Genomic DNA, 26434 nt, shown 5'->3' on the forward strand with positions numbered 1-26434 from the left:
CGGAGGATTTACTTTCTTCGGCCCTCAAGGCCATTTTTACTTAGCGTTTATCGCTGTCATCTCAATCTTTCACTATTTGAAATAATACCTTTCTCTATTCTTCTCGTAATATGTTAAAAATGCTCCATGATAAAATCACTCTATAAAGCTCATCCTTGGCACGGCGTTTCAATTGGGGAGAAAGCCCCCGAAGTGCTTAATGCCTATATTGAAATGATTCCAACTGACACAGTCAAATACGAAATCGACAAAGAAACCGGACATTTAAAAATCGACCGTCCGCAAAAATATTCTAACTATTGTCCAGCACTCTATGGATTTATTCCACGCACATATTGCGGAGAGAGGATTGGCAATTTCGCTTCGACTAAAACTAACCGCCCTAGCATTCAAGGCGACGGTGACCCAATGGATATTTGCGTGCTCACAGAGCGCACCGTGCAACATGGCGATATTTTAGTGCGCGCTGTTCCTATCGGCGGCTTTAGAATGCTTGATAACAACAAGGCAGACGATAAAATCATTGCCGTACTTTACGAAGATAACGTCTACGGCAAGTATCGCACCTTGAGTGAATGTCCAGCGAATTTAATTGACCGGCTCAAGCATTATTTTTTGACTTACAAAGAATTTCCGCGTGATGAAAAACGTGTGGTGGAAATTACGCACATTTATGATGTAAGCGAAGCTCATGAAGTGATTCAGGCTAGCGTTGAGGATTATAATTCGTCGATTGCAAAGTCCTGAGATCCGCTTTCAAATCACACTTGAGCAAAATAGTTGCTTAGGCTTGAACTTGAACTTCCTCTAATCCTGCTTCAATTCTCACAACAAGATCATCGGCTAAGTATCATGATTGCATGGTTGTCACGTAGTCAGTCTAAGAAAAAGAATAAGTTCAAGCCTAAGCTGAAGAATTTCCGTCACTTGCAATCACAGCCTAGTTCTAAGCCTAAAGCTAACACTTAGCTCGCTACTACTTCTAGTTTCTTTTCCGTAAGCTTACTGTCACAAGCTGGCCTTGCAACAGTAAGCAAACCCACTTGATTAAAGTGGGTTTGCTAATTGAGTAAAATCTAAAAAGTAATCACTTCTTTTTGATCTTAATCTTTGTCTTTACTTCCGGGCTTAGATTACCAGCGTTGTCAGTTGCATGTAGCTTTAAACTATACGATCCAATCGCCCGTGGTCGAAGCTTAACTTCATAAATACCCGACCCAACATATTTGGCCGCTACGCGATTAATTTTCTTACAACCAGAACCTAATTTTCTGCACTCTGCTTTACTCATTTGATAGAGTGCTCGTCCAATCACGCGCGCAATGCCGAGCGAATAGCCCGGATCAATTGCTCGATAGCGCAGACTACATGAGCCAACCTTGCAATCAGCAGAAAGAAAAGATAGTTCAGGCGCCCTAATATCATTGATCACGACACGGTAAGACCAATCTGAATCAGCAGACACTTCACCTCCACCATTACTTGCTGTTACTCGACAAGAAATAAACTTCCCAAGAAGATTTTCGACGATAGTTAATTGTGCCTGGTTTTGGCCATCAATTTTGGCCTCTTCAGAATTTTCATCATCTTGAAACCAGCTGTAGGTAAATTGGATATTTTCGCCAGTCCATGCACCGGAATCACACGTCAAAGTTTCTCCGACATATGGGTCGCCGAATAATGTAACATCAGTTTCAAGATATGGAGCTGGTGGTGGAAATGTATAGACCCAGTCGCTGTAGGCCGCGATACGCGTATAAACACCGTAGGCAAATGAACTTGCACAACCAAATCCCCAACTTGTGATACCTGCTATTTTCCATGATCCATTGCCATCAGGCACAACCAATGGGCCTCCGGAGTCGCCATTACAGGTATCAACTCCATTTAATTCGCCTGGATCGGATAAAATTCCAGCGCAAAGATGTTTTTGCGGATTGAAAAATCGGCCAATACTATCACGACAGGTAGTATCATCTTTGATCGGAATTAGTGCTTGCTGCAGCGTATCTGGCAAAACTGGATAGTCTGGATTTTTTGTCCCCCACCCTAAAATCGTTGAAATTGTTCCAGCTGTCCATAAGGATTCATCGCCACTTTCGACCAAGGGCACTGCCGGATATGCTACAGGATTTTCAAGCTTGACTAAGGCAATATCATTAATCTTAAGATAGCTGTCATATAATGGATGCACTGAAATACCCGAAACATTCTCGATTGTTCCATTTTCATTGCTCAACGTCGTGCGTCCGACAAGAACCTGGATGTCGCTTGGCCGAGCCCACGCGACACAGTGCCCTGCTGTTACAACATATTGCGGCGCAATTAGTGCGGCCCCGCAAAAGTGCGCATAGAATGGATTTGTTCCTTTATAAGAGATACTGGCCATCCACGGATACTCACCCTCCGGAGCATTTGACCCATTGATGATAAATGCTCCCCGGTCAGCAACCGCTGCGGATGCTCCACAGAATGCAAAAAAAGCTGCAAGAATTAATCGAAAAGTCCTATTTTTTAGCATATACCCCCCTTACTGCTTGGCGATAGTTAGATGTGCTTATTGCACATCTAACTTCCCAACGCAAACGTTCCCCCTTATGTTTTTCTCAATAAACTTTAAGAGTGGTTTACTGAACTATATCTAGTTTCTTCTTCCGTGAGCTTTCCGTCACAAGCTGGCCGCAAGCGGCAGCAATATCCTGCCCTTTGGACCAACGAATCGTCGCGTTCATTCCCTTAGAAAGTAGCGTTTCTTGCCAGAGTCCAATGCGGTCTCGGTCGGGCGGATAAAAACCCAGACCTGTATTTTCGTTATAAGGAATCAAATTAATCTTTGAAGGAATATCACGCAACAATCCAGGCAAACGCTTGAGGTCTGCATCAGTGTCATTGACATCTTTCAAGAGCACATATTCAATCGTGATACGCTTGCCCGCCTTAAGCGGAAAACGCCTGAGCGCGCCGAGCAATGTCTCCAGTGGCCATTTCTTATTAATCGGAATTAATTTCTCGCGCACTTCATCAGTCGTAGCGTTGAGAGAAATCGCCAGATTTGCTGGGATATTTTCCTCCCCAAAACGATCAATTGCTGGCACAAGTCCAGAGGTAGAAATTGTTACTTTGCGTGATGAGAAATTATGCCCGAGGTTATCATTCAAAAGTCGTGCAGCTTCAAAGACATTTTCGACATTATGCAAAGGCTCGCCCATGCCCATAAAAACGATATTGGAAAAAGAATCCCTTTCCGGGTCATCCCCGCGCTCGACCACATCATCCTGCACAGCTAAAACTTGGCCAATAATTTCTGCAGCAGTCAGATTACGCGTCAGACCCATCGTTCCAGTCATGCAAAAACGGCAACCAATCGCACAACCAACCTGTGAAGAAATGCAAAGGGTGTTACGCTTTTCTTGCTTGATAAAAACACTTTCAACCTGCATGCCATCGGTAAGCTTAAACAGATATTTGCGTGAGCCATCCTTAGAAAGCAGCACTTCGGCCTTTTCCGGCCGGGAAATCAGGCACTTTTCCTTTAATTCTTCGCGAAGTTTTTTTGAAAAATCCGTCATCGCATCAAAGTCGGTAACGCGCTGACGATGAATCCATTGAATCATTTGACGCGAGCGATAAGCTGGGACTTGGAAGTTTGTCGATAAGTACTCACCGAGCTTAGCCCGCGACAAACCAGTAATGTCAGTTTTTTCAGTATTCATAGTTGCTTCAACGATACTACTATTTCTTTTTCAGCTTAGGCTTAACCCTACGCTTACGCCAAATGGGAAGGGTAAGGGAAAGTTCAAGCCTAAGCCTAAGTTTTCCTCGCAAGCCGATCTGTTGAATTAAAGAAAACGACTAACAATATAATTGCGAGCGAATTACAACAGAGAAAAAATCCCCGCAACGACGTATTTAGCCAAAATCACACTTAAAACTCTGGGAAGAAAAATTGGATTTCCTTGCGTGCGTTTTCCAAACTATCTGAACCGTGCACAGTATTGGCATCGATACTGGTCGCAAAATCCGCCCGGATTGTTCCTGGAGCTGCCTCTTTCGGGTTAGTTGCACCCATAATTTCACGGTTAAGCGCGACAGCATTTTCGCCTTCAAGCACGCTGACCACCACAGGACCAGAAGTCATAAATTCAACTAAGTCTTTAAAGAATGGACGCTCGCGGTGAATATCATAAAATGATCCCGCCAGGTCCTTAGAAAGTGTCAGCATTTTTGTAGCAGCAATTTTCAGACCGCGATCTTCAAAACGAGTAAAAATCTTACCGATCACGTTCTTTTTAACGCCATCTGGTTTAATAATTGAGAGTGTTCTTTCAGTAGCCATTTTCCTTCCTTTCTATTCTTTTTGAGGCGCATTATTATACCAGTTTGCAAAAAGATTCTGAATAAAATCACGATTTTTGCAAACCGGTATAATAGTTGTGTCGGAGACGCAACTAGCCAATTAATAGCGTTCCCCTCCATTAAAAACATGCAGATGCAAAGTTCATACATATAGAAGGACTGCGTTTTGCGTTTTGTAGCTCAGATATGATGTTTGCTACAAAATACGAATATTTACGGGGAAAGCTATAATCTTTTTTGTCATAATCGGCAAGTATGGTTCAAAAAACTCATAAATGTTAGAAACTTAACAAAAATAACGCATCGATCATTAAGCAATAACTTTATGAAATCTGTCTTTAAACCATCGCCACAAACTAGAGAGTTGATTGTCTTTGCCTTGCTCAACATGCTGGCTTTGCTGCTTATCGCTCGACGCTACAGTGCTGTTTCTAGTGAGCACACTAAGTTTAGCGCACAAGCGTTTTCATACTTAATGACAGTCGGGCATTTTTCGACTCTGAGCTTGATTGCTGTATTACCTAGTCTCGCGTTGTCTTCATTGAGGAAGATTCCCGCAGTAATCCCTTGGCTGCTCGCCCTAGCTTTGTGCTGGTTTTTAGACGTCTTTGTGATCATCGATAGCTACGCATTTCAACTTTTTCGTTTTCACCTCAATGCGGCAGTGCTGGGCATGCTCTTTGGCGACGCTTCCAGCGAGATTTTTATTTTCTCTGACAAAATGCTTTATAAATCACTACTGATTGTTCTGGCTTTATTAATTACACTACTAAGTTTTATTTGGCTGGCTCGGAAGATCGCCGCAATGCAATTCCAGCGGGGCACTAGCCGCGGCATTCTGACTTTAATTTGCCTGTCAGCAATTACACATAATTTGTTTTTTGCTTGGGCCGATGCTGTGGCTTATGCACCAGTGACAATTCAGGCTCAGCTTTATCCGCTTTATCCAGCGTTTACTGCAAGAAAGTTTCTTAAGAAACTGGGGATTAGCACCGATCTCGGTCAGCAAGATATTGTAATTACGCACACTGAAGGTAATTTACACTACCCATTAAGCCCTCTGATCTGCACGACAAATCCAACAAGATTGAATGTGATTTTTATTGTGATTGACGCTTTACGTTTTGACGTAATCAATGAAATTGCAACACCACAAATCAAAGCTTTTTCCAGCCAAACTTCAAAGTTTACTAATCATTGGAGCGGGGGCAGCGCGACGCGCACAGGAATTTTCAGTATTTTTTATGGTATTCCTGGCACATACTGGCAAGCATTTTTACGTCACCAACAAAGTCCTGTGCTGATCGATAAATTCCTTGAGCAGGGTTACCAGATGGCAATTTTTGGTAGCGCGCCTTTAAGTAGTCCCGAATTTGACCGCACAGTTTTTGCGAAAATTCAAAATTTGCGCCGCCGCTCTAGTGCTAAAACCCCGGATCAGCGCGACCAAGAAATTACTAGAGGTTTTAATAATTTCCTTGAGACGCGTAATCCAATAGAGCCCTTTATGGGATTTTTGTTTTACGACTCAACGCACTCTTTCGATTTTCCGGAAGATTCGCCGCAGGTCTTTACACCAAGCATTACCGACGTTGATTACCTAGATTTAAATCAAGACTTTGACCCGCTTCCGCTTAAAAACCGTTATCTTAACGCTGTGCATTTTGTCGATAGTGAAGTTGGGAAAGTCTTAAACAAATTACGCGAGAAAAATTTAATTAATAATTCTATTATCTTCATCACCGGTGACCACGGCGAAGAGTTTAATGATACAAAAATGAACTTTTGGCGCCACACTGGAAATTTCACTAAATTTCAAACACAAGTGCCCTTGCTGGTAGCCTGGCCAAATCAAGAAATCAAGGAGTATCCGCATTGGAGTAGTCACTACGACATCGCACCGACGCTTTTAAGCGAACTTTTTCAGTGCACTAATCCGCCGCGAGACTATGCTGTCGGTCACAACCTTTTTAGGCCTGAAAAAAGAAAATTCATGCTTGTTTCTAACTATGGAAACTCAGGAATTATTGAACCTGACCGACTGACGACGATATTTCAATTCGGCGGAATGCATATTACTGACCCGCTAATGCAACCACTTACTGAGGCCGTTTCGCGCTCAGATATTTTGCAGCAGACTTTTGAGCAGCAAAGTAGATTTTACAAGTAGGCTAGCGCGCACTCACTATCTAGTGTGCAATCAAAGGCCGCGCCGACGACGAAAAAAAAATATCCCTAAAAGGCGGGCAAGGTAGAGGAGGAAATGTGCCTACAAAACCTTGCCCAGAACGATTATCGGAAATTAGGCTTCAACCCCAACGTCATACTCTTCCATCCCTGCTTCGTGAGCCTGGATTTTTGCGCGAAGTCCTTCAACGAGGGCATCAATTTGAGCCTTCATATTAGACTCGAGCTCAGGTAGCGCTTGCGCTGCTTCGGCGATTGCCAGGCAATATGCAAGAAAAGCGCTGTGTCCTTCTCTCTGCCGCTCTCCATACGACGGCGAATGCTCGGCCCCGAGTAGAGCTTGCTGACAGCGCAGATACTCTTTATGCTTTTCAGCAACAGCTTCGGGTAATTCTTTGCCTGCCAGCAAAGTCGCGCAAATTGCAACCAGAAAGTTAACCGCATTGCGCTTCGAGGCTTGGTTTTCTTTTCGCAGCGCCTCACACTGTTCCTCTAGTTGTCCTAATTGTTTGTTCGTGAAAGCAAGAAGTTCCGCAAGTCTTATTTTGTCAGTCCAGATGTCAACAATCGCGATCAGAATTGCGAATAACAAAACACCGGATACTACGATCACTAGTAACCATTGCCACCAGTTCATTATTTACTCCAATGCCCAGGTTGGGCAGCCTAAAGTCGCAAACACACCTTAAGCCACCTAACTCATGGCACTGGGAACAAAACCTTTAACTTCTCTACCTACCCATAAGTTGATTAGAGCTTGTCTAGATATCATTTCGGGCTTAAAAAATAAAGTCATGGCTAGATGACAACCTGCGGCAATGCTAAAAACTAACGATGTTTAAACTACTCTTCACACTTCTCTGGTTAATTGCTCTCCCCTGCATACTCACAGCAACCTCCCTCTATGCGCGCATTGGCTGGACAGCAATTGCTTTTATCGGACTTTTTTTTGAAAAATTTTCCAGTCGTATGTTTGGAGCAGTTTGTGTGGCGGCAGCATTCTATGCAGGTCAAACCATGGTTCCGGCAATGCTCAATGTCGATACTTACCAGCCCAAAGTAAAAGTTGAAGACCGCTTCTTTAACTCACCAAAGGTCAAGGCACATCCGCTCTTGCCTGTAGCTGAAGCCGAGATCTCTCGTTTAGGTATGCTCTTCAGTCAGCCCTTACTTTTTGGTGGCACGCTGCAGCGCGGCTTTGATTTATTTTTAAAAACAACTGCTACGTATACAGGGTGCAATCTACAAAATATTTCCAGCCAAGGACTTGTTGAGTTGGTGCAAGATCGTTCTAGCAAGTTTGAGTACAATCACTACTACGAAATCGTCCCCACAGTAGCGCTGGACCGCTCAAAAGGCATTTTTGTCTTCAACCATGGAGCAATGGGAAATTTCAAGATTTACACCTGCCTTTTAACCGAATTAGCCGAAGAGTTAAGACAAGTTATTGTGGTGCCGAGCCGCGGAGTTGGGCCATGCGACCCTGAGGCAAGTGCAGAATTTATTTCTAAAATTGTTGATGCTGCCGCAGATCGTAACGCCATTTCTAGCGACAATCACGTCCTGATGGGTTTATCCAACGGAAATTGTGGTGTGCTTGCTGCGGCCGATCCTGATTTTTCTCGTGCTCAGTTTGCTCGTTCTAGACTGATTCTTTCTTCGCCTGTTTTACCTAAGCCATTAATTAATAACGTTAGAAATGCAGAAATCCTTGTTCTAACAGGGGAAGACGATAAGCAAACCGACTTTGAGTATGTTAAGCAAGGCGTTAACGACCTTAAAAAAGCCGGGGCAGATGTAACTTTTCATCATTTCCCCAAAGAAGATCATTTCCTGATGCTCTCTAACTGGAGAGAGTTATTGCCCATCATCAAAAATTGGTTGGAATAAGCAAGAAAGAAGAAATTTATAAATCTCAAAAAAATACTGCAAAAAAAATGCTGCGGGAAATGCTGTGAAAAAAGTAATGTAAAAAAAGTGCTGTGAGAAAGTTATCTGGGGCAGTTACGACTGTAGACTGCCCCAGATGATGTGTTAACGCTTACTTTCCCCGACCGACTTCCATGCGAACAAACAAGACAAGCCTGTCTCCGGGAGGCACCGCCCAAGGGCCGCCTACAAGTTCGTCTCCGAAATGCCTGTTGAGCCAGAAGGCGTTAGCCGGGCCAGTGCAAAGCTCGACAGCGATTCGCTGAGGATCGCCGTTGTAGACATGTGCAACTGGAACAGGCCTGCGTTTGGCCGAATCGAGTTTTTGACCAGGACCGACAAGTCCGACCCACGCCTTCATCAGGACTGAAAACGTGCAATAATCGACAACCACAGGCTTCTTGGTCAGATCTACGTTGAACGAATGATCTAGTGTTCCAACTTCAGCAAAATGCGGGAACCAGGTAACCGGATTTTCGATAGCTTGAGCTAGGCGCTTTGACAAGGGGATACTCCCCTCATAACCGTATACTCCCGTAAGCGGCATCCGAATTTCTGGGCGATATTGAGACTTGATCCGAAGATCAATCCCCCCGCGGCTGAAAGATGGGTGCCAAGCTGGTGCGTACCACCCGAGTTCATTGCCGATGTTTTCGATTTCTAGCGTCGCATAGAGGAAGTGACCACGCACTTCGTAGGTAACGGTGTAAACCGCTCGAAACGGATAGTGCGCGGTTTCGCGCATCTCGTGCCGCATCTGAACTACGGATGGAGTTTGGCTAACAATCTCCCACTCGTAGTCGATCGCCGATCCGTGAAGGGCGTGAACATCTCCATGAGAGAGCCTGTAATCGGTTCCATCTGGGGCAGGCAGTACGCCGCCTTCTTGTCTGCCGAAAAACTCGCAGCAAAAATGAGCTCCGGCATTGCGAGCAGTCGGGTCAAACTCAAAAGCATTTCCCGGCTGAATCACAGGGTCACCAAAGCCTGGCCGATGAAGAGAAACAAGAGCAGCCCCAAGCGGGCTGATTTTAACGTCGAGACCCGGCTTAAGCGGGTTTTGCTCTCCTAGCGTGAGGAGTCGCGGTGTGATTGATACCATCGTGGTTAACTTTGACTCAGTGATTTGAGTCGAGAAAGCTTATCTCTCGACTCAAATCTAACTTAAATCTACGGCTAAAATTTGGAATCAAATAAAACCTTAAAATTTCTTCTTTCTCGCTAAAGTAGTTAGCGAGAAATTAAAGACTTCTACGAAAAATTAAATGTCAAAGAACAAAAATGCAGGATACATAAATCCCAAGAAAATGAGAAGCGCGGAGCTTCTCTGAAGAACCTGAAACGACGAGATGCTAGCCCGGGTTTCCACCTCCAGCAAGAGATGTTCCAAAAAAGGCCTGCAAAATAGCATCAACAACAAGTGTGACGCGCCCGCGGAGATCACCTCCGTTTTCGTCAGCCAAAATGGCAGAATCAACTCGCCATCGAGCTTCTCCAACTCGGCCGTTCCTGATCGCATACTGAGCGCTCCCGTATCGAATCACGATGCAGTCATGTGCTTGTGGATGCGAATCTTCATGAGCAGTAACTTCGAGGTGACCAGCAAAGTCTTCCTTAAGTTCGTTGACGCAATCGATGACTTCTTTTACAAGTGCTACACACCTAGACATTTTTTTCCTCCTGGAGCCGCTTGGCCCGCTTACTTGGAAGAATTATTTCCAACTAAGCAGGTCAAGACCGATCGAGAGGAGCCGATAAAAAACCGTTCTAGCTCCGCGCTTTAGCCGGCGAATTTAGGATTACGCCGATAAAACGAGCTAGAGTTACTTCTACCCCTGATTACTTTTCATTCCAGATAAGGTCAGTGATTATATAGGAAAATCAGCGGATTTCAAGCCGCTTATGGTACGGGGTTACTTTTTCTCAAATTCCCCACAAAAACACCTTGGATTTTAACTCAGTTCTGAAAATAAACTGCGTAGAAAACGACCCAGAAAATGCAGAATACTAGCGTCTGGTGCTGGACAGAAGCGTATGGACTAAGAAAATTAGAAACTATCCTAGATACAAAAACACTCAAAATAAACCTAACAAACCTAGCCGGGACACTAACCAATAAAAACAGCAGCAAATCTAAAGGCCCCTGATGCAGAGCTCCGATATTTACAGCGTAAATTTTATAGGGCACCCCGGAAAATGCTCCCTGAAGGAGTGAAAAATATCCGAGTTCTGCAATTTGTACCTGCACTAACTGGATTAACTTAAAATCAATTGCAGGAATATTGCTCAGCAGATTAAAGGCCAAAGACTCGTCGTAAAATCCAAAGCCATACATCAGAACTCCACCGAAAGTAGCAAAGAGCGCGGCAATAAAACTTAATTTTAGTGCCAGTCTTAAATCCCTGAGTGCAACGAAACTCAGCAAAATGTCTGGCACAAGAAAAAATAGCGTCGCTTCACCAAAACCCCAGAACGCTGCCAAATAAAAAATAGGATTTATTGTCATTCCGGGAAATGTCCAATTTTAACAAGCGCACTAAACGCTGCATTTAAATCTTGCATTAATTGTTTCTTGTCCGTCCCTCCCGACAAAGCAGCGCCAATAAAAACATCGCAAAAGAAGGGCACTAAAATCGCTTCGCCTCGCGGCAAGGACTTACCCAGGCCATGCATAAAAATAGGAATGATTGGCACGTCAGGGTGCCTTGCCCCGAGATGCGCAATCCCGGTCTTAAACTCTTGTAGCTGCTCCGGCTCTCCACGTGTGCCTTCAGGAAATAAGATCGCAATCTGCCCAGCGCTAAGCGCTTGCTCAATCGGCTCGAGCGGGTCCTGCTTCACCGACCCCAGCTTACGATCAATCGGAATAATATCGATAACATTTTGCGAAAAAAATTTGAGCCATTTGTTTTTAAAGAAATAATCTGCTGCCGCAACTGGACGAACAATTTTAAGCATCCTCAGCGGAAAAAGCGACAAAAGCACAAGCGCATCTAGGTGGCTATTATGATTAGCTACAACTAAAGCCGGCCCCTTTTTGGGCAGTTTGTCCCGACCGCTGATATTCAAGCCAATTACAATCAACACAAGTGGACGAACGATCAGCAGGAAAAAAAGTATTTTTAACGCCGCCCGCATGTTAATAATAAAGATATCTTATATAGTGGAAAAATAGCGGCGCAGTATAAGTCAAACTGTCAATTCGATCTAAGATGCCACCATGTCCAGGCAGCAAGGTCCCGCTGTCCTTAATCCCTAAGTCGCGCTTAATCGCAGAGATTGTTACATCACCAATAAAACCAAAACCAGCAATGATTAATCCTGCGATAGCGCCTTCACTAGGAGAGAGTGGCGTTAGAAACGTACTCAGCACAGTCGCTAAAACAGTTGTCGTCAATACTCCCCCACTAAAGCCTTCCCAAGTCTTCTTAGGACTGACTTTGGGGATAATTGGGGTTTTGCCAAACATTTTCCCGGAAACGTATTGAGCCACGTCATTTAATTGCGTGAGCACGACTAGGAATAAAACCAACCCTGCTCCGCCAACTTGCCCCGCGCCATCAGGCGGCAAAACCAAAAGAAAACCAACGTGGCTGATACAATAAACTGTGACCATCAGGCCCCAGTGCAAAGTTGCCATGGCATTTAGATATCCACTTGTCTCACCAATTGTCACAGCACGAAAAGGTAAAAATAAAAACACGTAGACGGGAATAAAAATTGCAAACATCCCATACCATTCGATCCCAATGAAATAATATTGAATCGGGATTGCTAGATATGCCCAAAAAAGCACGCGATGGTCCGCGCGGCGAGTTGGGATCAACGAGAGGTATTCTTTAAGCGCTAAAAAACTAATCAGTGCAAAAAATACGATAGAAATCGTTTTATTGAGCGCGATCGCAACACTAAAGACCGCAACCATTATCCACCAAGTTTTAATTCGTGAAGCTAGTTCGTGGTAGTCTTTTTCTGGGTTTTGCTTGGTGAGAAAATAGGTAATTGCAGAGCTTATAATTAAGACTGCAAAAATCCCAATTAAAGAATATTTCACTACTGGGTCAATGGCACTAAGCATTAACGGTCCCTTTTATTGTAAAGACTTTTTAGCGCGATTCCAAATCGTAAGCACCAAGAGAACAATTCCTACAATAAAAATCAGATTTAACCAAAAGTGCCCCAGGCCTTGAGTAACGAAAATTGCAGTTAGCCCGTACAAAAATGCTCGATCGCTTTTCCCCAACGGACCATCGTAGCGCCGCAGATCGCCAACAACTTGGCCTAGAATTCCAACAAACTCAGTTAATATTGCTAGAATCACGCTCGTGATCACTAACGGTTGCCAAAGGCCAGACACAACCACAAACGGTAAGTATAAAGCACTATCCGAAATTACGTCCCCTACTTCGTTCAAGATGCCGCCGAGTTTTGACTGCATCTGATGCTCACGAGCAAGCATGCCATCAATGGCATTAAGTGCCATGCGTATAAAAAGCACTATCGGTAAAAGCCAAAAAATTCCGGGGTATTTCCCGCCAAGAAGATAAGCTAATAGACCTGTAAAAATACTAATCACAAGCGCCAGGAGTGTAACTTGGTTTGCTGTCCAGCCGCGTTGAGCCAGAGTATTTGCAAGTGGTCTAAGTAGGCCCTGGAACTTCGGCTTGAAATCGTAAATTGACCCCATTAGTTACTGATCATCACCTCAGATGGATTGCCAAACGCCAAGTTACGTAACTCCTGTAAACGGCGTTGAGACTTTGCATCCAGATTCAAACCTGCGCTTCCCGAATATTGAAACTCGAGATAGCTTTGATACATTAGGAATGCGCGTTCCGCTTCGCGAGTATGTGGAAATTCTCTGATCGTTTGTTCCAAATAAAGCTCGCGAAAGGCATCAAAGGTTTTAATCGGCAAATGGAAGTAGGCAAGTGCTAAAAGATAAGTCGCTTGACGACGACTTCTCAGATCCGCATTACCAGGTTGAAGCTTCCCAGCGCTAGCTTTAACTGCGCGGTCGATTAAAAGCTCTTGATGTAATAGTGAGCTGGCATAAAGAGTCTTAATCAAATTCTCCTCATCAATTGTCAGTAGTTGCTGACCAGCAACTGGTTTTAATAAAGTCCGGGCACGCTCTAGGTTTGCGCCGCGGGCACTTATTCCAGCAAAATTATTAAGATCAACAATCCATCTTTCAACAAGTTTACGGTCGTCACTTGTTAGCTGCGCGGCTAGCAAAAACTGAGTTAATTTCTCTGCAGCACTAGTATAGGTATTCTTCACGCGCACTTGAATTACTAACCATAGCTTTATCGCCTGCAGCGCATGATGTGAAGTCTCAACCGCCTTCGCTTCGCCTACTGCTAGAGTGATTAAACTTTCTGAGGCTTGGTCAAATTGGCGAGTTGCAAATAGAAACTCGGCTTGCGCCATTTGCGCCTCGAAATCCTGCCCTAATTGGACAGGTAGTTTACCAACGAAATCAACCGGTACTTCATAGCGTGAGTGACAGGCCACGCAATTTGCGGTCAATCCACGTAGTTTCCAATTCGCATACTCTTTATCACCCTTGGCAAAACTATCACGGATATCTTTAATCATTTCTCGATGAGTCTGTAATGTTACGCGAAAGCCTGGCTCAAACATCGTCAGTGGGGCAGCAATCTCAACCTTATGAAAATCATTACTTAGCTGCTCAAGCAGCGCCGAAATTTTCGCAGTATTCTTCTGATCCAAAAAAGCATCCGGGGACCAAACGTAAGGATAAAGTTTACGCGCAACGGCATAGACGTCGCGCATTTCCCCCTGCAAAGTAGTTGGCGCCGCATGTTCATTTGGCTTACGACAGGCAAAGATTACAAGAACTGTCAAAACTAATAGGAGAATTCTTAGATGGAGTTTTCTGTTCATAGCTAGAGTCAGTAAAATTTTTATGCTGAATTATGGAAGCTCCGATGAAGAGAACTTCCTTAAGTCCATAGATTCCCCTAGATAGAGCGCCCGCGCAAGTAGATTAAAACATTCTAGTCCTACAATCTAGCATAGAAAACTCAACTACACCTAAATCAACGTTTAAAAATGGGCTGATCTGATAGTTCATTGATAGAACGTTTTACAGTCCCTGAATCGTTCGGAAAATGTTCAGCCAGAATTTTGCTGACTGAGTTAAGGCACTCAATAATCCCTTGAGTAAAATCACCAGACTGAAAAGTTGTCTTCGTTAGCTCGCAAATTTCGTGCCATTGTTGGTCATTAACTTTTGTAGCAATGCCACGGTCAGCAAGAATCTCGAGGGATCGATCGGCCAAATTAATGTATATGAGGACGCCAGCGTTTGTCTCGGTATCCCAAACTCGTAGCGAGCTAAACAGCATCTCGGCTTTTTCGCGAACCGTAATCCCACGTAAGAAATCTAACAGATCAAGTGCCGCTTCTACACAAATGCAAATCTCCCCGGTATGTTGTCTTTCAGAAAGAGAAATCGACTCGGCAATTCTTGCCCGGTTACTTTCAGGAAATATTTGATTTAATTCCCAGTAACCGAAGAAAAAGCATTTCAAGAAATGCACTTTAAAGAATTTCGAGAAAACTTCTGTGAAGAATTTAGAAAGTTCGGCTTGCATAGTTACCACCTGCCCGAGGCACCTCCTCCACCAAAACTCCCTCCTCCCCCACTAAAGCCGCCACCCCCTGAACTCCAACCTCCACCTGAACTTGTTGAATACCTGCCAGTCCCCCAAGTCCGGTTATTCTCCAGGGAGGAAAAAATGAAAACTATCAGGCCGGCAATACACGCTGTAAGAAAAGAGAGCGCAAACAATGAAAGCACGCATGTGACAAGCGCAGCAATTGTCGCGCCACGTTTGCGGCCCAGTGAATATTTGAGGATCGAAGCTAAAAACAAGCCAAGAACTACAAAGACCGGGAATAAGTCTACCAATGTTGAATCGTATTGGGGCAGAGGGAGTTTCTCGCCAGCAATGGCTTTCTGCATCGCCCAAACACCTTCCGTTATACCTTGTCCGAATTCGCCAGCTTGAAATCGGGGAGTGATAATTTCCGAGATGATGCGTTTACAAATTGCATCCGGAAGTGCCCCTTCAAGGCCGTAACCAACTTCAATCCGCATACTACGGTCTTGCTTAGCAACAATCAGAATCACGCCATCATTGATTTTTTCACGACCAATTTTCCAAGTTTCTGCAAGTCGGATCCCAAAACTTTCGATTGCCTCGCCTGCTGTAGTCGGAAGAATTAAGACAGCAATCTGCGATCCTTTTTCTTTTTCAAACTGAGCAAGACCATTCTCGAGCACTGCTTTCTCAGGGCCAGTCAGCGTCGAGCTTAAGTCGACAACACGCCCAGTCAGTTCGGGAATTTCAATCAGTGCAAAGGCAGAGAGTGGTAGCGTGAAGCAAAGTGTGGCAAGAAACAATTTACAGATTAAACTACGAATCATTTCCTTTTCGCTTTATTTAGAACACGTCAGGGAAGTTTTGATTATGTTCGAGGTTGAGACGAGTTCGAGGAACGGGAATTGCGAGCAGCAGAGTTTATTGTAATAAATGAGCAGCGCAGCAATGTCCCGTTCTGAAGAAATCGGCCAAGATCGGACATAAGCAGAGCTTCCTTAAAATGAAACCTTCGGCGGCACACTTACCGCTTTTTCATTTTCAACTGCAAAATTTTCTTTAGTCGAGTAACCAAAAATCTTTGCGGTTAAGTTTGATGGGAATTTGCGCACCAAAACGTTATAGGACTTGACGGCTTCGATATAACGCAAGCGCGCTACAGCAACGCGGTTTTCTGTACCTTCAAGTTGTGCCTGTAAATCTCTAAATACTCCGTCTGCTTTAAGCTGCGGATAATTTTCAGAAACGGCAATCAAACGCGAAAGCGCCGAAGATAATTCACCTTGAGCTGCTTGGAATTTCTGCATGGCAGCAGCATCGCCAATTGAATCAGCATTAACTTGAATGCCCCCTACTTTGGCACGTGCATTAGTGATTGATTCCAAAACCTCTTTTTCGTGATCGGCATAACCCTTCACGACATTAACGAGATTCGGAATCAAATCAGCGCGGCGCTGATATTGATTGAGAATTTCACTCCAGGCTGACTTTATTTCTTCGTCAAATAATTGGAAGCGGTTGTATCCACAGCCGGCTGTGGATACGATTAGGAATAACATTACTAATCTAATAATATTTTTCATAAAGAAAGCCTCCGAGAAAAGAATCACCTGAAAACAATTACGACAGATACAGATCGAGAAATCTGGCAAAATTATACATCAATAAGCAACAACTCCCGATAAGTGGCCGATAATTATGATGTAATTCAAAATTTTTCTAACCAGAAACCCAAAATAACTAAAGAGGATAATTTATGCCAGTCATTTCAATGTTTTACGGCCTGATTGTTACGATGTATTTTTTAGATACCAAAAAGCACAATTTGCCCCACATACATGTACGCTATCAAAATTACGAGGCAGTGTATGGTATTGAAACATCAGAGTTGCTCGAAGGTTCCCTACCAATTAATAAAGAACGGATTTTATTAGCTTGGATTGAGCTGCACCGTGACGAACTATTGGCAAATTGGAGTTTAGCCATTGAGGCGCTACCACTGTTCAAAATCGACCCATTAAAGTAAAATACCTACATGAACCCAAGAGTTGTATCAGTCAAAGCAAATGATGATTATACCTTAGTATTGGTCTTTACTAACGGAGAAACTCGTATTTTTGACGCAGCTAATTTGTTAGATACTGGTGTATTTAAGGCACTAAAAGATATAACCCAATTCAGGCAAGCAGCTGTTGCTTATGGAACAGTAATCTGGCCCGGTGAGATTGATTTGTGCCCAGATACCCTTTACGAAGACAGTAAACTATTAGCGACTCTAGGCTGAGTGCCCAAATAAATACATATCCGTTGAGGTTCAACAAAAATCTCCCGCGACGACTTGTCCGCCGTAGTCGGCGAAACTGCGTAGGCGGAAGAAATTTGGCCAAGAACGGACTTAAATACTTAGCGATTGAGCAACTCCCGCATAGCCACCCCAATCGTCGCCGGGGATCGCGTTGTTGCCACACCGGCTTTTTCCAGAGCTTTGAACTTTCCTTCGGCAGTTCCCGAACCACCGCTGATGATTGCACCAGCATGGCCCATGCGTCGCCCCTCAGGAGCTGTCGCTCCACCGATAAAACCAACAACAGGCTTTTTCACGTGAGACTTAATATATTCCGCGGCCTCTTCTTCAGCAGTTCCACCAATCTCACCAATCATCACGATCGCATCAGTGTCGCGATCTTCATTGAAAAGCTTCAAGCAATCGATAAAGTTTGTGCCATTTAATGGATCGCCACCAATACCAATACAAGTCGATTGACCAATCCCGAGCGAAGTCAATTGATCAACAGCTTCATAGGTGAGTGTTCCTGACCTGGAAACAACACCGACTCGACCAGGCAAGTGAATGTGGCCGGGCATGATACCAATCTTACAGGCGCCAGGTGTAATAATTCCTGGACAGTTTGGACCGATCAGGCGCGTGTTAGAATTTTTAAGATAGGTTTTGACTTGGAGCATGTCACGCACGGGAATACCTTCAGTGATACAGACAACAAGCGGTACTCCAGCATCGCAAGCTTCAAGAATTGCATCTGCGGCGAAAGGAGGAGGGACATAGATCACGCTGGCGTTGGCCCCTGTGGCCTTAACAGCATCCTTAACTGAATCAAATACAGGGATGCCTTCTGCCGTTTCGCCACCTTTGCCGGGACTTACCCCCGCAACCATTTGCGTGCCGTACTCTTTACAGGCCTTGGTATGAAACATGCCGGTTTTGCCGGTCATGCCTTGTGTTAGTACTTTTGTATTTTTATCAACTAAAACAGCCATTTTCTTTTATCCTTTCGCAACCTCAGCAACAATCTTCTTTGCCGCATCCGCCATATCGTCAGCTGGAATGATTTTTAATCCTGAATCAGCAAGCATTTTTTTGCCAATATCAACGTTTGTACCCTTGAGGCGCACTACCAGTGGAACTTTAATCGAGAGTTCCTTGGCCGCTTCAATAATACCCCCGGCAATTACATCGCAGCGCATAATGCCGCCAAAAATATTGACTAAAATGCCTTTGACACTTGAGTCGCTAAGAATCAGCTTAAAAGCTTCGGTCACCATTTCCTTAGTTGCACCACCACCGACATCGAGGAAGTTAGCTGGTGAACCGCCAGCCTGCTTGATGATGTCCATGGTTGCCATCGCTAAGCCTGCGCCATTTACCATACAACCGATGTTGCCATCTAAAGCGATATAGTTAATGCCTAGTTCGCCGGCGCGGATTTCACGCTCATCGATTTCATCATAATCGAGGCGATCAAAGCCATCCTTTTGGCGATACAAAGCGTTATCGTCGAGTGCCATTTTAGCATCAAGACAAATGAAATTTCCTTCCGTAGTTTCAATCAAGGGATTAATTTCTAGCATCGAACAATCAAGCTCGAGAAATGCACGATAGAGGTTTTTTACAACCGGCGTTAATTTCTTTTGCAAATCCTTATCAAGCTTTAAGAACTGACCAATCGAGCGGATATGGAAATCCTGTAGGCCCGTTTCGGGAAGCACGTTCACTGTCAAAACTTTTTCTGGATTTTTGTGGGCGATTTCCTCAATCTCCATTCCGCCTTCGGCGCTGATGATAAATGAAACACAAGTACTTTCACGGTTCATAATCAAACTGAGATAAAACTCACGTTTGATATCCGAAGCTTTTTCGACCCAAACCTTGCGCACTAAGCGACCTTGTGGACCAGTTTGTGGAGAGACTAGAGTCATGCCGATAATTTTTTCACCTAAACTGAAAGCCTCGTTAGGAGTTTTGGCAAGTTTAACACCGCCACCCTTTCCACGACCACCAGCGTGAATTTGGGCTTTGACCACAGTCAGTCCGCCACCTAAATTAACCGCCGCCTTTTTAACTTCTCGCGGCGTATAACAAAGAAATCCTGGATTAACTGGTAATCCAAATTTTCCTAAAAAATCCTTGGCTTGATACTCATGTAAATTCATTGATTAGTACCTTAATTAATCACTTACTTATTTAAACTTGCTACAAGATCACGCACATGCGAGGCGCTCACAGCTAGTTCTTGCTTTTCTTTTTCAGTCATTTCGATTTCAACGACTTTCTCTACGCCCTTCGCGCCGATAATTGTGGGAACGCCCATGTAGAGATCCTTAAACCCGTATTCGCCACGGAGATAAGCTGCGCAAGGGATCACTTTCTTTTGGTCGAAAAGATAGCTCTCGGCCATTTCGATCGCTGAAATTGCTGGCGAGTAGAAGGCTGAGCCAGTCTTGAGTAGCGCTACAACTTCGCCACCCGATCCACGCACGCGTTTCTCGATAGCATCGAGACGATCTCCAGGAATCAGCTGCGCAACTGGAACGCCATTAACAGTAGTGTAGGATCGGATCGGCACCATATCATCGCCATGTCCGCCAAGCACGAAAGCTGAAACCGATGTCGGAGAAATTTTTAATTCTTCGGCAATATGCGCACGATAACGCGCTGAATCAAGAACGCCAGCCATACCCACAACGCGCTCATGTGGGAAGCCAGTTTCCTTTTGGCAAAGAGTTACCATCACGTCTAGCGGGTTAGAGACAACAATTACAAAAGCGTTAGCGGCGTATTGTTTAACGCCTTGCGCTACGGTTTTCATGATGCCCGCATTTGTCGCAATTAAATCATCGCGGCTCATTCCAGGCTTACGTGGAATTCCCGCTGTAATGATCACGACGTCTGCGCCTTCGATATCTTTATAATCTGTGGTGCCTTTGACTGCTACAGAAGTGCCAAGCACTGGTGCTGCATGCGTGAGATCGAGCGCTTTCCCGGCGGCAACTCCATCGGCAACGTCAAACATCACAACGTCCCCAAGTCCACGCTCGAGGGCAAATAAAGCAAGTGTTCCACCAATATTTCCAGCACCGATCAGGGCAATTTTACGACGTGTTTTCATAATTATTTTGCAGTCTCCAATTAACGTACAACGCCGGTTTGTATACAGAATTAGATCTGGCCGCAACTGTAGAGATAAATAGTCCGTAATTGCTTAATTTAAAAATCTTGAGTAATAATGAGCCCCTTTCGGGTAGTAGGGGATTATTAATAGGTTTTGAAACTGTTTTCAAAAGTTAATTTATTAACTTTTAGAAAACACTTCATCGCACCGTAGTCCCAATTTTTAATTGGGCGAAGGCGGATAAGCCTTGCGAATCTGTTGGTTCAAGTTGCTCGCCATGATGCGGGCAAGTTCAACCAACAGGTGAAGTTATGGGGAAATTTAATCCAGAAGAAAGCCGTCTCTATCGGCAGTTCCGCACGGGCGGACTCGTTCTCGTCATTTGTGCAGTGCTAATTGGCATGCTTGGCATGAGTCCGATCGCCCAGCGACTTGATGCCTCAGTCTTTGGAATGCTGGCACTGCTATGCCTTTTTGGCGGGGTGATGCTGATCTTGATCGGCCTCGGGCTTTTCCTCCTGACAATACTCAAGGGGAGCAAAAGACTGTGAAGTGCATCAGTTTAGCGCTACTCGTTGCTCTAACATTGAGCGCAATCGTTGCAACAAAGCTCAATCTTAACACGGTCGCAGAGTCTCTCTTGCTACTCTCTGCCTTGGGCTGGATTATCGTTTTGGCGATTTTTCATGCTCAGGCCAAAACCAAATTTTGGGAGGAAAACGCTGCGCGGCTGTTCCCTAACAGCTCCAAAGGCATTCCCAAAGACTAAACACTATGAACGATCAAGGAACGCAAGAAAACTTAAAGGCAGAGTCCGGTCACATTCCTGGCTGGCTTTTACTTTTGCTCGTCGTGGTGATGTTGTTGTGCTACCTTGATGGATCGATCTTGAACCTGGTCGATCCAAGCAATGCTCCACATCAATCAACAGGGGAAAAATTGATCGAGTCATTCGAGGCTGGAGCTAATCGATTTTCCCGAGACCCAAGTCTTGATGGCATCAGCCCAGAAGAAGCAGGTGAAAAGTAACTGCGACTACGACCATGCTTGGGCCTAAGGTTGATCAAAATCCCCTACGGCCCTCTTTGAAAATTTTCTATAAACATCTTGAATGACCTGTTGCATTAATTTATAATCGTGAACTCGGGCAGTAGAGAGAATTAACCGGTTTTACGAAGGATGATATCCTCGAGGTAATGATTTAAGTCGGCGGCGCTTTACTGTTGCCAGCTTAAATCATTGCCTCGAGGTAAACTCATGAAACGTAGCATCAAACTCGAAATCGCAGCAGCTGTAGTTCTATTTTTGGGCTTTGCTACAACAGTTGTTGCCCATCACTATCACGCCCCGTACGCGATCCAGCAGGCTTGCGGCAAGTTCGCCTTGCTCTGTATGATTTCTGCGGGAATCTTGTTCGGCATCTTTGCAGAAAAATTTCGCATAGCGGAAGACTAAACGCAAAGGTCTAAGTTGGCAAAGGTTGCAAGCAATTCTCTCTACTGCCAACTTCCTTCCCCAGAGAACAATGTTACTTACTATTAGGCGCAGCTTTTGTTGTCCGAGCAATTGAATCCACCTCGTACCCTGCGTCTGTGACATATTTTTTAATTTGCTCATCGGAAAGCGTCTGACCGTCTTTGATTTCAAGGTGCATATTCTTCTTTTCTAAACTGACTTCAACTTTAGAAACTTGGGGCATATCAGAGAATGTCTTGGTCAGTCCTTGCGAGCAAAATGAGCAGACCATGCCATTGACGCCGACCTCAATTGTCTCGGCCAAAGCTTGAGTAGCGCCTAAAAACAATAAACATGTGGTAAGAATTATTTTGTGTTTCATGGTTTATACCTCGTTATCTAAGTTAACAGATTGCCGCGGTCGCATGAAATAAAATTTCATGCTCCCTCGCAATGACTGACGGCCCCGTTCGCCATCTCTGAATACGGTTGAGATTGAGTCGATGTCGAGGAACGGACCTTAATACAGAGCAAGAAGCGCGCTTTATTGTAATAAATGAGCAGCGCAGCAATCTCCCTGACGACTTGTGCGCCGTAGTCGGCAAAGCCGCATAGGCGGAAGAGATCGGCCAATCTCGGCCGTATTCCCTAGAAATGCACCATCAAAGTCCCCATAACCTTACCTCGTGTCGTAACTCCCAATTCCCAAAAAACGTTAGATTTAAAAAATCTCAACAGTGGGCCGCCTTCGATTTCGTCCTCACTATCTGGTTTATAATTTATTTCGGCAAGTATCCAGGAATTTAACTCGTCAAATTCTGCGAGATATGGAGCAGCTCCCAGACGCAGCTTAAGACGATGTACATCGAGACTTCCTTCACTTTGTAGTTCGTTGATTTCAAAAGCCGAATAAAGTCTGCGACTCTCGGCATCAAGTTGTAGACCAGCAAAGCTTGCGAGCTTAATGTCACCATCAAAATCAGCAAGTCCGGCACCGGCCATCAGATAGAAGTTAGCTTGATAGTCAGGGGCATTTTCCCGGTAAATTAGAAAGTTAAAATGTGGATAGATAAAATTTACGTCTCGGTCGGCGATTTCCACCCGCGATACTCCTAGGCCAACTGACTGCCGAGCGGAAAATGAATAATGCAGCATCAAGTCGTTACGACCAGGTGAGATATAATCCATTACGGCAATGCCCCCCTTGAAGGTAACCGGGTGCGCCTTAACGTATTGAGGCAGCAAAAAAATAGTCAATACAAACAAATTTTTTAAAGCACTTCTCATGCAGAAAGTTTCTATGTTCGATTAATTTTAAGAATGCCAAACAATTTGCATAAAGCAGGCAGCACCAGCAATGTCAATAAGGTAGAGGTAATCACCCCTCCGATTACCACCGTAGCCAGTGGCCTTTGCACTTCAGCGCCTGCGCCGGTTGCTAAGGCCATTGGCAAAAATCCTAACGCTGCCACTAATGCTGTCATTAAAACTGGACGAAGTCTGGAAAGCGATCCTTGGGTAATTGCCACAACGAGATCCTCTCCGCGGTCAAATAAATTACGAATCACGGTTAACATCACCAAACCATTCAAGACTGCTACCCCTGACAAGGCAATAAAGCCTACTGCGGCTGAGACAGACAGCGGTATACCACGCAAGAGCAAGGCAAAAACTCCCCCAGACAGTGCTAGCGGAACTCCAGAAAATACCAAAAGCGCCATGCGCAAACTAGCAAATGAATAATAAAGTAATAGCAAGATTAAGCACAACGTAATTGGAACAACGATTGATAAGCGCTTTTGCGCTGAGATCATTTGCTCAAATTGACCGCCCCAGACCAGCCAGTAACCTACAGGCAGTTTCAGTTTAGCGTTTAATAGCTCCTGTCCTGACGCAACAAAACTCCCTAAATCACGCTCCCGGACATTTGCGGTCACGACAACGCGACGTTTTCCATTCTCTCGACTAATCTGATTTGGCCCAGTAGTGAATTTAATTTCAGCAACACTGGAAAGCGGCACAAAAGATCGGAGCGGCTGATCTTCATGGTCAATCGAGACTGCTTGATCACTCTGCCAAACTTCAGGAGGAAGCGGGATGGGCAGCCGCGACAAGGCATCAATATTTGAACGAAGATTCTCCGGCAGGCGAACAATGATTTGGAACCTTTGGTCACCTTGATATAACTCGCCAGCAACTTGTCCACCAATTGCAGCACTGATGGTATCTTGCGCCTGTTTCATATCAATTCCGAAACGGGCTAAACGTTGGCGACTAAGCTCAATGCTGATCATCGGCAGCCCAGTTACTTGCTCAATCTTCACATCCTGGGCACCGGGAACACTTTCAAGTAGCTGCGCGACCTGCGTGCCGCTCTGCAAAAGTTCCTCGAGATCCTCACCAAAAACCTTCACCGCAATGTCACTACGCACTCCGGCAATGAGCTCGTTCATGCGCATTTGAATTGGTTGGGTAAACTCGTAGTTATTACCAGGAATCTCCGCGACAACTTGCTCGACTTGTTCAACAAGCTCAGTTTTCGACTTAGCTGGATTGGGCCATTCACGGCGTGGTTTCATGATCACAAATCCATCTGCCACGCTCGGTGGCATTGGGTCTGTCGCAATTTCAGCCGTGCCGATTTTAGTAAATGTATGCGAAACTTCGGGTATGGTGCGAATGCGTTCTTCTAGAATCTTCTGCATTTCAATCGCTTGCGTCAGCGAAGTGCCCGGAATACGCAGCGCATGCAAGGCCACATCACCTTCATCTAAGCTCGGAATGAACTCGGTGCCCAGACGTGATGCCACAAGTAAGCTAATCAAAAATAAGGCGGCGGCAACGATGATTACTCTGAGGGGCCGAGCAAGGGCATGCGTTAATACTCGGGCATAAACCTCGGAGATTTTCGAGATCAGTTTACCCTGCTGATGTTCGGGTGCTTTTTTAATAAAAATCGCAACTGCCGCAGGAATAAAAGTTAAGGAGAGCAACATTGCCCCAAATAAGGCAATCATCACCGTAATCGCCATGGGGTGAAACATTTTTCCCTCAACTCCAGTCAAGGCTAGAATTGGTAAATAGACAATCATGATAATCAGCTCACCAAACATCGTCGCCTGTCGAACCTCGATTGAAGCTTCGTAGGTTACGCGCATACGTTCAGTCAAACTTAAAGCTCTCCCGAGCTGACGCTGCATTTGCGACAAACGCGTCATGCAGTTTTCTACGATAATTAATGAGCCATCAACGATTAATCCGAAATCTAGCGCCCCAAGACTCATTAAATTGGCGCTAACTTTAGAGTTGACCATGCCGGTAATCGTAAACAGCATCGACAAGGGTATGACTAAGGCAACAATTAGCGCGGCTTGAATATTGCCCAGAAATACAAAGAGTACCGCAATGACAAAAGCTGCACCCTCGAATAAATTCTTCTTTACTGTATCAATTGTCTTATCAACCAGCGTGGTGCGATCGTAGACAGCTTTAATTGTCATACCTTGGGGTAGCGATCTGACAATTGACTTAATTCGCTCTGAAACTTTAGTTGAAACAGTGCGGCTATTTTCACCGATCAGCATAAAAACGGTTCCGAGCACTACTTCTTGTCCGTTCTCTGTGGCTGCACCCGTCCTTAATTCTTGACCAAGGTCAACAGTTGCGATGTCCCGCACAAAGACCGGGCGACCTTCACGCGTAGTTACCACTAATGCTTCGATATCCTCGATTGAAGTGATCTGACCAGGTGCTCTGACTAAATATTGCTGGCCATTTTTCTCGATATACCCAGCACCGACGTTAAGGCTGTTCTCGCTAATCGTCTGCACTAAATCATTCAGGGTCAAGCCTAGTGAGAGTATTTTCTCGACACTTGGAGTGACATGGAATTGCTTTTCGTAGCCACCAATCGAATTTACGTCAACAACTCCTGCAACCGTTCGTAGCTGTGGTTTAACAATCCAGTCTTGAGCGGTTCTTAACTCTGTTGGCGAATGCTCTGGCGTTAGTGGATCCTCATCATTCTCCACAGTGTACATGTAAATTTCACCCAGACCTGTAGCAATTGGCCCGAGTAGCGGATTAACCCCACTGGGAAGTTTTTCTCTAACTTCCTGAAGTTTTTCCGCAATCAACTGCCGTGCAAAGTAAATGTCAGTCTGATCTTTAAACACTACAGTGATTTGCGATAAGCCGTAGCGGGAAAGTGATCGCGTATAATCTAACCTAGGCAGCCCTGCCAGTGCTGTTTCGATCGGAAAAGTCAGCCGCGTCTCAACTTCAAATGGCGTGTAGCCTGGAGCCTCTGTATTTACCTGGACTTGAACATTCGTAATATCGGGCACAGCGTCGATAGGCAATTGCTGATATTTATATGCTCCTAATACGGCCATGCCTAGAGTTGCGACAAGCACAAGCCAGCGCTGAGCAATAGAAAATCTAATAATCCGCTCAAACATAAAGCTC

The 26434-nt window shown here is 44.8% G+C and carries 29 protein-coding genes; 9 read left to right on the forward strand and 20 right to left on the reverse strand.

From position 1 onward, the window contains the following. Window positions 1-126: 126 nt before the first annotated feature. Complete coding sequence (locus JNK13_01750) at window positions 127-747, forward strand: inorganic pyrophosphatase (GenBank protein ID MBL7661452.1); 621 nt, start codon at window positions 127-129, stop codon at window positions 745-747. A gap of 340 nt (window positions 748-1087) precedes the next feature. On the opposite strand, the gene JNK13_01755 is transcribed toward JNK13_01750, so the two are convergent. The 3 genes from JNK13_01755 to ndk all read right to left on the reverse strand — a co-directional run bounded on the left by JNK13_01755 (window position 1088) and on the right by ndk (window position 4336). Next, window positions 1088-2521 (reverse strand): serine protease, encoded by a 1434-nt coding sequence (locus tag JNK13_01755; GenBank protein ID MBL7661453.1) that lies wholly within the window; start codon window positions 2519-2521, stop codon window positions 1088-1090. 106 nt (window positions 2522-2627) lie between these two features. Then, the gene (rlmN, locus tag JNK13_01760) at window positions 2628-3713 is read right to left on the reverse strand and encodes a 23S rRNA (adenine(2503)-C(2))-methyltransferase RlmN (protein ID MBL7661454.1); all 1086 of its coding nucleotides are present in this window, start codon (window positions 3711-3713) and stop codon (window positions 2628-2630) included. A 212-nt stretch (window positions 3714-3925) separates the two neighbouring features. Continuing rightward, a complete protein-coding gene (gene ndk, locus JNK13_01765) occupies window positions 3926-4336 on the reverse strand; it encodes a nucleoside-diphosphate kinase (GenBank protein MBL7661455.1) in 411 nt (136 codons plus the stop codon). Window positions 4337-4681: 345 nt separating this feature from the next. Here ndk and JNK13_01770 point away from each other — a divergent pair, with 345 nt between their 5' ends. Next, window positions 4682-6526 (forward strand): DUF3413 domain-containing protein, encoded by a 1845-nt coding sequence (locus tag JNK13_01770; protein MBL7661456.1) that lies wholly within the window; start codon window positions 4682-4684, stop codon window positions 6524-6526. A 132-nt stretch (window positions 6527-6658) separates the two neighbouring features. Here the strand turns inward: JNK13_01770 and JNK13_01775 are convergent, their stop codons facing one another. Continuing rightward, complete coding sequence (locus JNK13_01775; GenBank protein MBL7661457.1) at window positions 6659-7180, reverse strand: hypothetical protein; 522 nt, start codon at window positions 7178-7180, stop codon at window positions 6659-6661. A gap of 197 nt (window positions 7181-7377) precedes the next feature. Here JNK13_01775 and JNK13_01780 point away from each other — a divergent pair, with 197 nt between their 5' ends. Then, entirely contained in the window at window positions 7378-8433 is a 1056-nt protein-coding gene (locus JNK13_01780; protein MBL7661458.1) for a hypothetical protein, read from the forward strand. Between the two features lie 151 nt (window positions 8434-8584). On the opposite strand, the gene JNK13_01785 is transcribed toward JNK13_01780, so the two are convergent. The 10 genes from JNK13_01785 to JNK13_01830 form a co-directional block, all read right to left on the reverse strand. Next, window positions 8585-9574 carry a hypothetical protein gene (locus JNK13_01785; GenBank protein MBL7661459.1) on the reverse strand — a complete coding sequence of 330 codons (990 nt, stop codon included), beginning with the start codon at window positions 9572-9574 and terminating at the stop codon, window positions 8585-8587. Window positions 9575-9824: 250 nt separating this feature from the next. Then, window positions 9825-10142, reverse strand: coding sequence for a hypothetical protein (locus tag JNK13_01790; protein MBL7661460.1), 318 nt, complete (start codon window positions 10140-10142; stop codon window positions 9825-9827). Between the two features lie 287 nt (window positions 10143-10429). Continuing rightward, entirely contained in the window at window positions 10430-10978 is a 549-nt protein-coding gene (locus tag JNK13_01795) for a hypothetical protein (GenBank protein ID MBL7661461.1), read from the reverse strand. Further along, window positions 10975-11610 (reverse strand): 1-acyl-sn-glycerol-3-phosphate acyltransferase, encoded by a 636-nt coding sequence (locus JNK13_01800; protein ID MBL7661462.1) that lies wholly within the window; start codon window positions 11608-11610, stop codon window positions 10975-10977. The genes JNK13_01795 and JNK13_01800 overlap by 4 nt, the downstream gene beginning before the upstream one ends. Before the next feature lies 1 nt (window position 11611). Further along, entirely contained in the window at window positions 11612-12550 is a 939-nt protein-coding gene (locus JNK13_01805; protein ID MBL7661463.1) for a phosphatidate cytidylyltransferase, read from the reverse strand. A gap of 12 nt (window positions 12551-12562) precedes the next feature. Beyond that, window positions 12563-13159: a CDP-alcohol phosphatidyltransferase family protein gene (locus JNK13_01810; GenBank protein ID MBL7661464.1), complete on the reverse strand. Its 597-nt coding sequence runs from the start codon at window positions 13157-13159 to the stop codon at window positions 12563-12565. After that, entirely contained in the window at window positions 13159-14343 is a 1185-nt protein-coding gene (locus JNK13_01815) for a hypothetical protein (protein ID MBL7661465.1), read from the reverse strand. Before JNK13_01815 ends, JNK13_01810 begins: the two co-directional genes overlap by 1 nt. Window positions 14344-14537: 194 nt before the next feature. Further along, the gene (locus JNK13_01820) at window positions 14538-15095 is read right to left on the reverse strand and encodes a TPM domain-containing protein (protein ID MBL7661466.1); all 558 of its coding nucleotides are present in this window, start codon (window positions 15093-15095) and stop codon (window positions 14538-14540) included. A gap of 2 nt (window positions 15096-15097) precedes the next feature. Then, window positions 15098-15931, reverse strand: coding sequence for a TPM domain-containing protein (locus JNK13_01825; GenBank protein ID MBL7661467.1), 834 nt, complete (start codon window positions 15929-15931; stop codon window positions 15098-15100). Window positions 15932-16102: 171 nt separating this feature from the next. Continuing rightward, window positions 16103-16687 (reverse strand): LemA family protein, encoded by a 585-nt coding sequence (locus JNK13_01830; GenBank protein MBL7661468.1) that lies wholly within the window; start codon window positions 16685-16687, stop codon window positions 16103-16105. A gap of 173 nt (window positions 16688-16860) precedes the next feature. Here JNK13_01830 and JNK13_01835 point away from each other — a divergent pair, with 173 nt between their 5' ends. After that, window positions 16861-17130: a DUF4160 domain-containing protein gene (locus tag JNK13_01835; GenBank protein ID MBL7661469.1), complete on the forward strand. Its 270-nt coding sequence runs from the start codon at window positions 16861-16863 to the stop codon at window positions 17128-17130. A 9-nt stretch (window positions 17131-17139) separates the two neighbouring features. Then, window positions 17140-17388, forward strand: coding sequence for a DUF2442 domain-containing protein (locus JNK13_01840; protein ID MBL7661470.1), 249 nt, complete (start codon window positions 17140-17142; stop codon window positions 17386-17388). Between the two features lie 119 nt (window positions 17389-17507). Here the strand turns inward: JNK13_01840 and sucD are convergent, their stop codons facing one another. The 3 genes from sucD to mdh are packed head-to-tail and all read right to left on the reverse strand — an operon-like array spanning window position 17508 to window position 20509. Beyond that, a complete protein-coding gene (gene sucD, locus JNK13_01845; GenBank protein ID MBL7661471.1) occupies window positions 17508-18380 on the reverse strand; it encodes a succinate--CoA ligase subunit alpha in 873 nt (290 codons plus the stop codon). A gap of 6 nt (window positions 18381-18386) precedes the next feature. After that, window positions 18387-19553 (reverse strand): ADP-forming succinate--CoA ligase subunit beta, encoded by a 1167-nt coding sequence (sucC, locus tag JNK13_01850; GenBank protein MBL7661472.1) that lies wholly within the window; start codon window positions 19551-19553, stop codon window positions 18387-18389. Between the two features lie 23 nt (window positions 19554-19576). Continuing rightward, entirely contained in the window at window positions 19577-20509 is a 933-nt protein-coding gene (gene mdh / locus JNK13_01855; GenBank protein MBL7661473.1) for a malate dehydrogenase, read from the reverse strand. 314 nt (window positions 20510-20823) lie between these two features. Between mdh and JNK13_01860 the strand changes: the two genes are divergently transcribed. From JNK13_01860 to JNK13_01875, 4 genes are all read left to right on the forward strand, one after another. Next, window positions 20824-21063 carry a hypothetical protein gene (locus JNK13_01860; protein MBL7661474.1) on the forward strand — a complete coding sequence of 80 codons (240 nt, stop codon included), beginning with the start codon at window positions 20824-20826 and terminating at the stop codon, window positions 21061-21063. After that, window positions 21060-21281, forward strand: a complete 222-nt coding sequence (locus tag JNK13_01865) for a hypothetical protein (GenBank protein MBL7661475.1) — start codon at window positions 21060-21062, stop codon at window positions 21279-21281. Before JNK13_01860 ends, JNK13_01865 begins: the two co-directional genes overlap by 4 nt. Window positions 21282-21286: 5 nt before the next feature. After that, a complete protein-coding gene (locus tag JNK13_01870) occupies window positions 21287-21541 on the forward strand; it encodes a hypothetical protein (protein MBL7661476.1) in 255 nt (84 codons plus the stop codon). 228 nt (window positions 21542-21769) lie between these two features. Continuing rightward, window positions 21770-21967, forward strand: coding sequence for a hypothetical protein (locus JNK13_01875; GenBank protein MBL7661477.1), 198 nt, complete (start codon window positions 21770-21772; stop codon window positions 21965-21967). 73 nt (window positions 21968-22040) lie between these two features. On the opposite strand, the gene JNK13_01880 is transcribed toward JNK13_01875, so the two are convergent. The 3 genes from JNK13_01880 to JNK13_01890 all read right to left on the reverse strand — a co-directional run bounded on the left by JNK13_01880 (window position 22041) and on the right by JNK13_01890 (window position 26427). Continuing rightward, window positions 22041-22349 (reverse strand): heavy-metal-associated domain-containing protein, encoded by a 309-nt coding sequence (locus tag JNK13_01880; protein ID MBL7661478.1) that lies wholly within the window; start codon window positions 22347-22349, stop codon window positions 22041-22043. A 266-nt stretch (window positions 22350-22615) separates the two neighbouring features. Beyond that, a complete protein-coding gene (locus JNK13_01885) occupies window positions 22616-23254 on the reverse strand; it encodes a hypothetical protein (GenBank protein ID MBL7661479.1) in 639 nt (212 codons plus the stop codon). Window positions 23255-23265: 11 nt separating this feature from the next. Next, window positions 23266-26427 (reverse strand): CusA/CzcA family heavy metal efflux RND transporter, encoded by a 3162-nt coding sequence (locus JNK13_01890; GenBank protein MBL7661480.1) that lies wholly within the window; start codon window positions 26425-26427, stop codon window positions 23266-23268. Window positions 26428-26434 lie beyond the last annotated feature (7 nt).

It is taken from the genome of bacterium (genome assembly GCA_016786595.1).
In the GTDB taxonomy this organism is placed as follows: Bacteria; Bdellovibrionota_C; UBA2361; order SZUA-149; family JAEUWB01; genus JAEUWB01.

Excerpts from the sequence above, each read along its gene's own strand:
- JNK13_01795 (MBL7661461.1), bottom strand. The coding sequence starts at position 10,978 with ATGACAATAAATCCTATTTTTTATTTGGCAGCGTTCTGGGGTTTTGGT.
- JNK13_01790 (MBL7661460.1), bottom strand. The coding sequence starts at position 10,142 with ATGTCTAGGTGTGTAGCACTTGTAAAAGAAGTCATCGATTGCGTCAAC.
- rlmN (MBL7661454.1), bottom strand. The coding sequence starts at position 3,713 with ATGAATACTGAAAAAACTGACATTACTGGTTTGTCGCGGGCTAAGCTC.
- JNK13_01800 (MBL7661462.1), bottom strand. The coding sequence starts at position 11,610 with ATGCGGGCGGCGTTAAAAATACTTTTTTTCCTGCTGATCGTTCGTCCA.
- JNK13_01785 (MBL7661459.1), bottom strand. The coding sequence starts at position 9,574 with ATGGTATCAATCACACCGCGACTCCTCACGCTAGGAGAGCAAAACCCG.
- ndk (MBL7661455.1), bottom strand. The coding sequence starts at position 4,336 with ATGGCTACTGAAAGAACACTCTCAATTATTAAACCAGATGGCGTTAAA.
- JNK13_01835 (MBL7661469.1), top strand. The coding sequence starts at position 16,861 with ATGCCAGTCATTTCAATGTTTTACGGCCTGATTGTTACGATGTATTTT.
- JNK13_01885 (MBL7661479.1), bottom strand. The coding sequence starts at position 23,254 with ATGAGAAGTGCTTTAAAAAATTTGTTTGTATTGACTATTTTTTTGCTG.
- JNK13_01780 (MBL7661458.1), top strand. The coding sequence starts at position 7,378 with ATGTTTAAACTACTCTTCACACTTCTCTGGTTAATTGCTCTCCCCTGC.
- JNK13_01830 (MBL7661468.1), bottom strand. The coding sequence starts at position 16,687 with ATGAAAAATATTATTAGATTAGTAATGTTATTCCTAATCGTATCCACA.
- JNK13_01890 (MBL7661480.1), bottom strand. The coding sequence starts at position 26,427 with ATGTTTGAGCGGATTATTAGATTTTCTATTGCTCAGCGCTGGCTTGTG.
- JNK13_01880 (MBL7661478.1), bottom strand. The coding sequence starts at position 22,349 with ATGAAACACAAAATAATTCTTACCACATGTTTATTGTTTTTAGGCGCT.
- JNK13_01775 (MBL7661457.1), bottom strand. The coding sequence starts at position 7,180 with ATGAACTGGTGGCAATGGTTACTAGTGATCGTAGTATCCGGTGTTTTG.
- JNK13_01825 (MBL7661467.1), bottom strand. The coding sequence starts at position 15,931 with ATGATTCGTAGTTTAATCTGTAAATTGTTTCTTGCCACACTTTGCTTC.
- JNK13_01750 (MBL7661452.1), top strand. The coding sequence starts at position 127 with ATGATAAAATCACTCTATAAAGCTCATCCTTGGCACGGCGTTTCAATT.
- JNK13_01820 (MBL7661466.1), bottom strand. The coding sequence starts at position 15,095 with ATGCAAGCCGAACTTTCTAAATTCTTCACAGAAGTTTTCTCGAAATTC.
- JNK13_01805 (MBL7661463.1), bottom strand. The coding sequence starts at position 12,550 with ATGCTTAGTGCCATTGACCCAGTAGTGAAATATTCTTTAATTGGGATT.
- JNK13_01810 (MBL7661464.1), bottom strand. The coding sequence starts at position 13,159 with ATGGGGTCAATTTACGATTTCAAGCCGAAGTTCCAGGGCCTACTTAGA.
- JNK13_01840 (MBL7661470.1), top strand. The coding sequence starts at position 17,140 with ATGAACCCAAGAGTTGTATCAGTCAAAGCAAATGATGATTATACCTTA.
- JNK13_01755 (MBL7661453.1), bottom strand. The coding sequence starts at position 2,521 with ATGCTAAAAAATAGGACTTTTCGATTAATTCTTGCAGCTTTTTTTGCA.
- JNK13_01770 (MBL7661456.1), top strand. The coding sequence starts at position 4,682 with ATGAAATCTGTCTTTAAACCATCGCCACAAACTAGAGAGTTGATTGTC.
- mdh (MBL7661473.1), bottom strand. The coding sequence starts at position 20,509 with ATGAAAACACGTCGTAAAATTGCCCTGATCGGTGCTGGAAATATTGGT.
- JNK13_01860 (MBL7661474.1), top strand. The coding sequence starts at position 20,824 with ATGGGGAAATTTAATCCAGAAGAAAGCCGTCTCTATCGGCAGTTCCGC.
- JNK13_01870 (MBL7661476.1), top strand. The coding sequence starts at position 21,287 with ATGAACGATCAAGGAACGCAAGAAAACTTAAAGGCAGAGTCCGGTCAC.
- JNK13_01875 (MBL7661477.1), top strand. The coding sequence starts at position 21,770 with ATGAAACGTAGCATCAAACTCGAAATCGCAGCAGCTGTAGTTCTATTT.
- sucC (MBL7661472.1), bottom strand. The coding sequence starts at position 19,553 with ATGAATTTACATGAGTATCAAGCCAAGGATTTTTTAGGAAAATTTGGA.
- sucD (MBL7661471.1), bottom strand. The coding sequence starts at position 18,380 with ATGGCTGTTTTAGTTGATAAAAATACAAAAGTACTAACACAAGGCATG.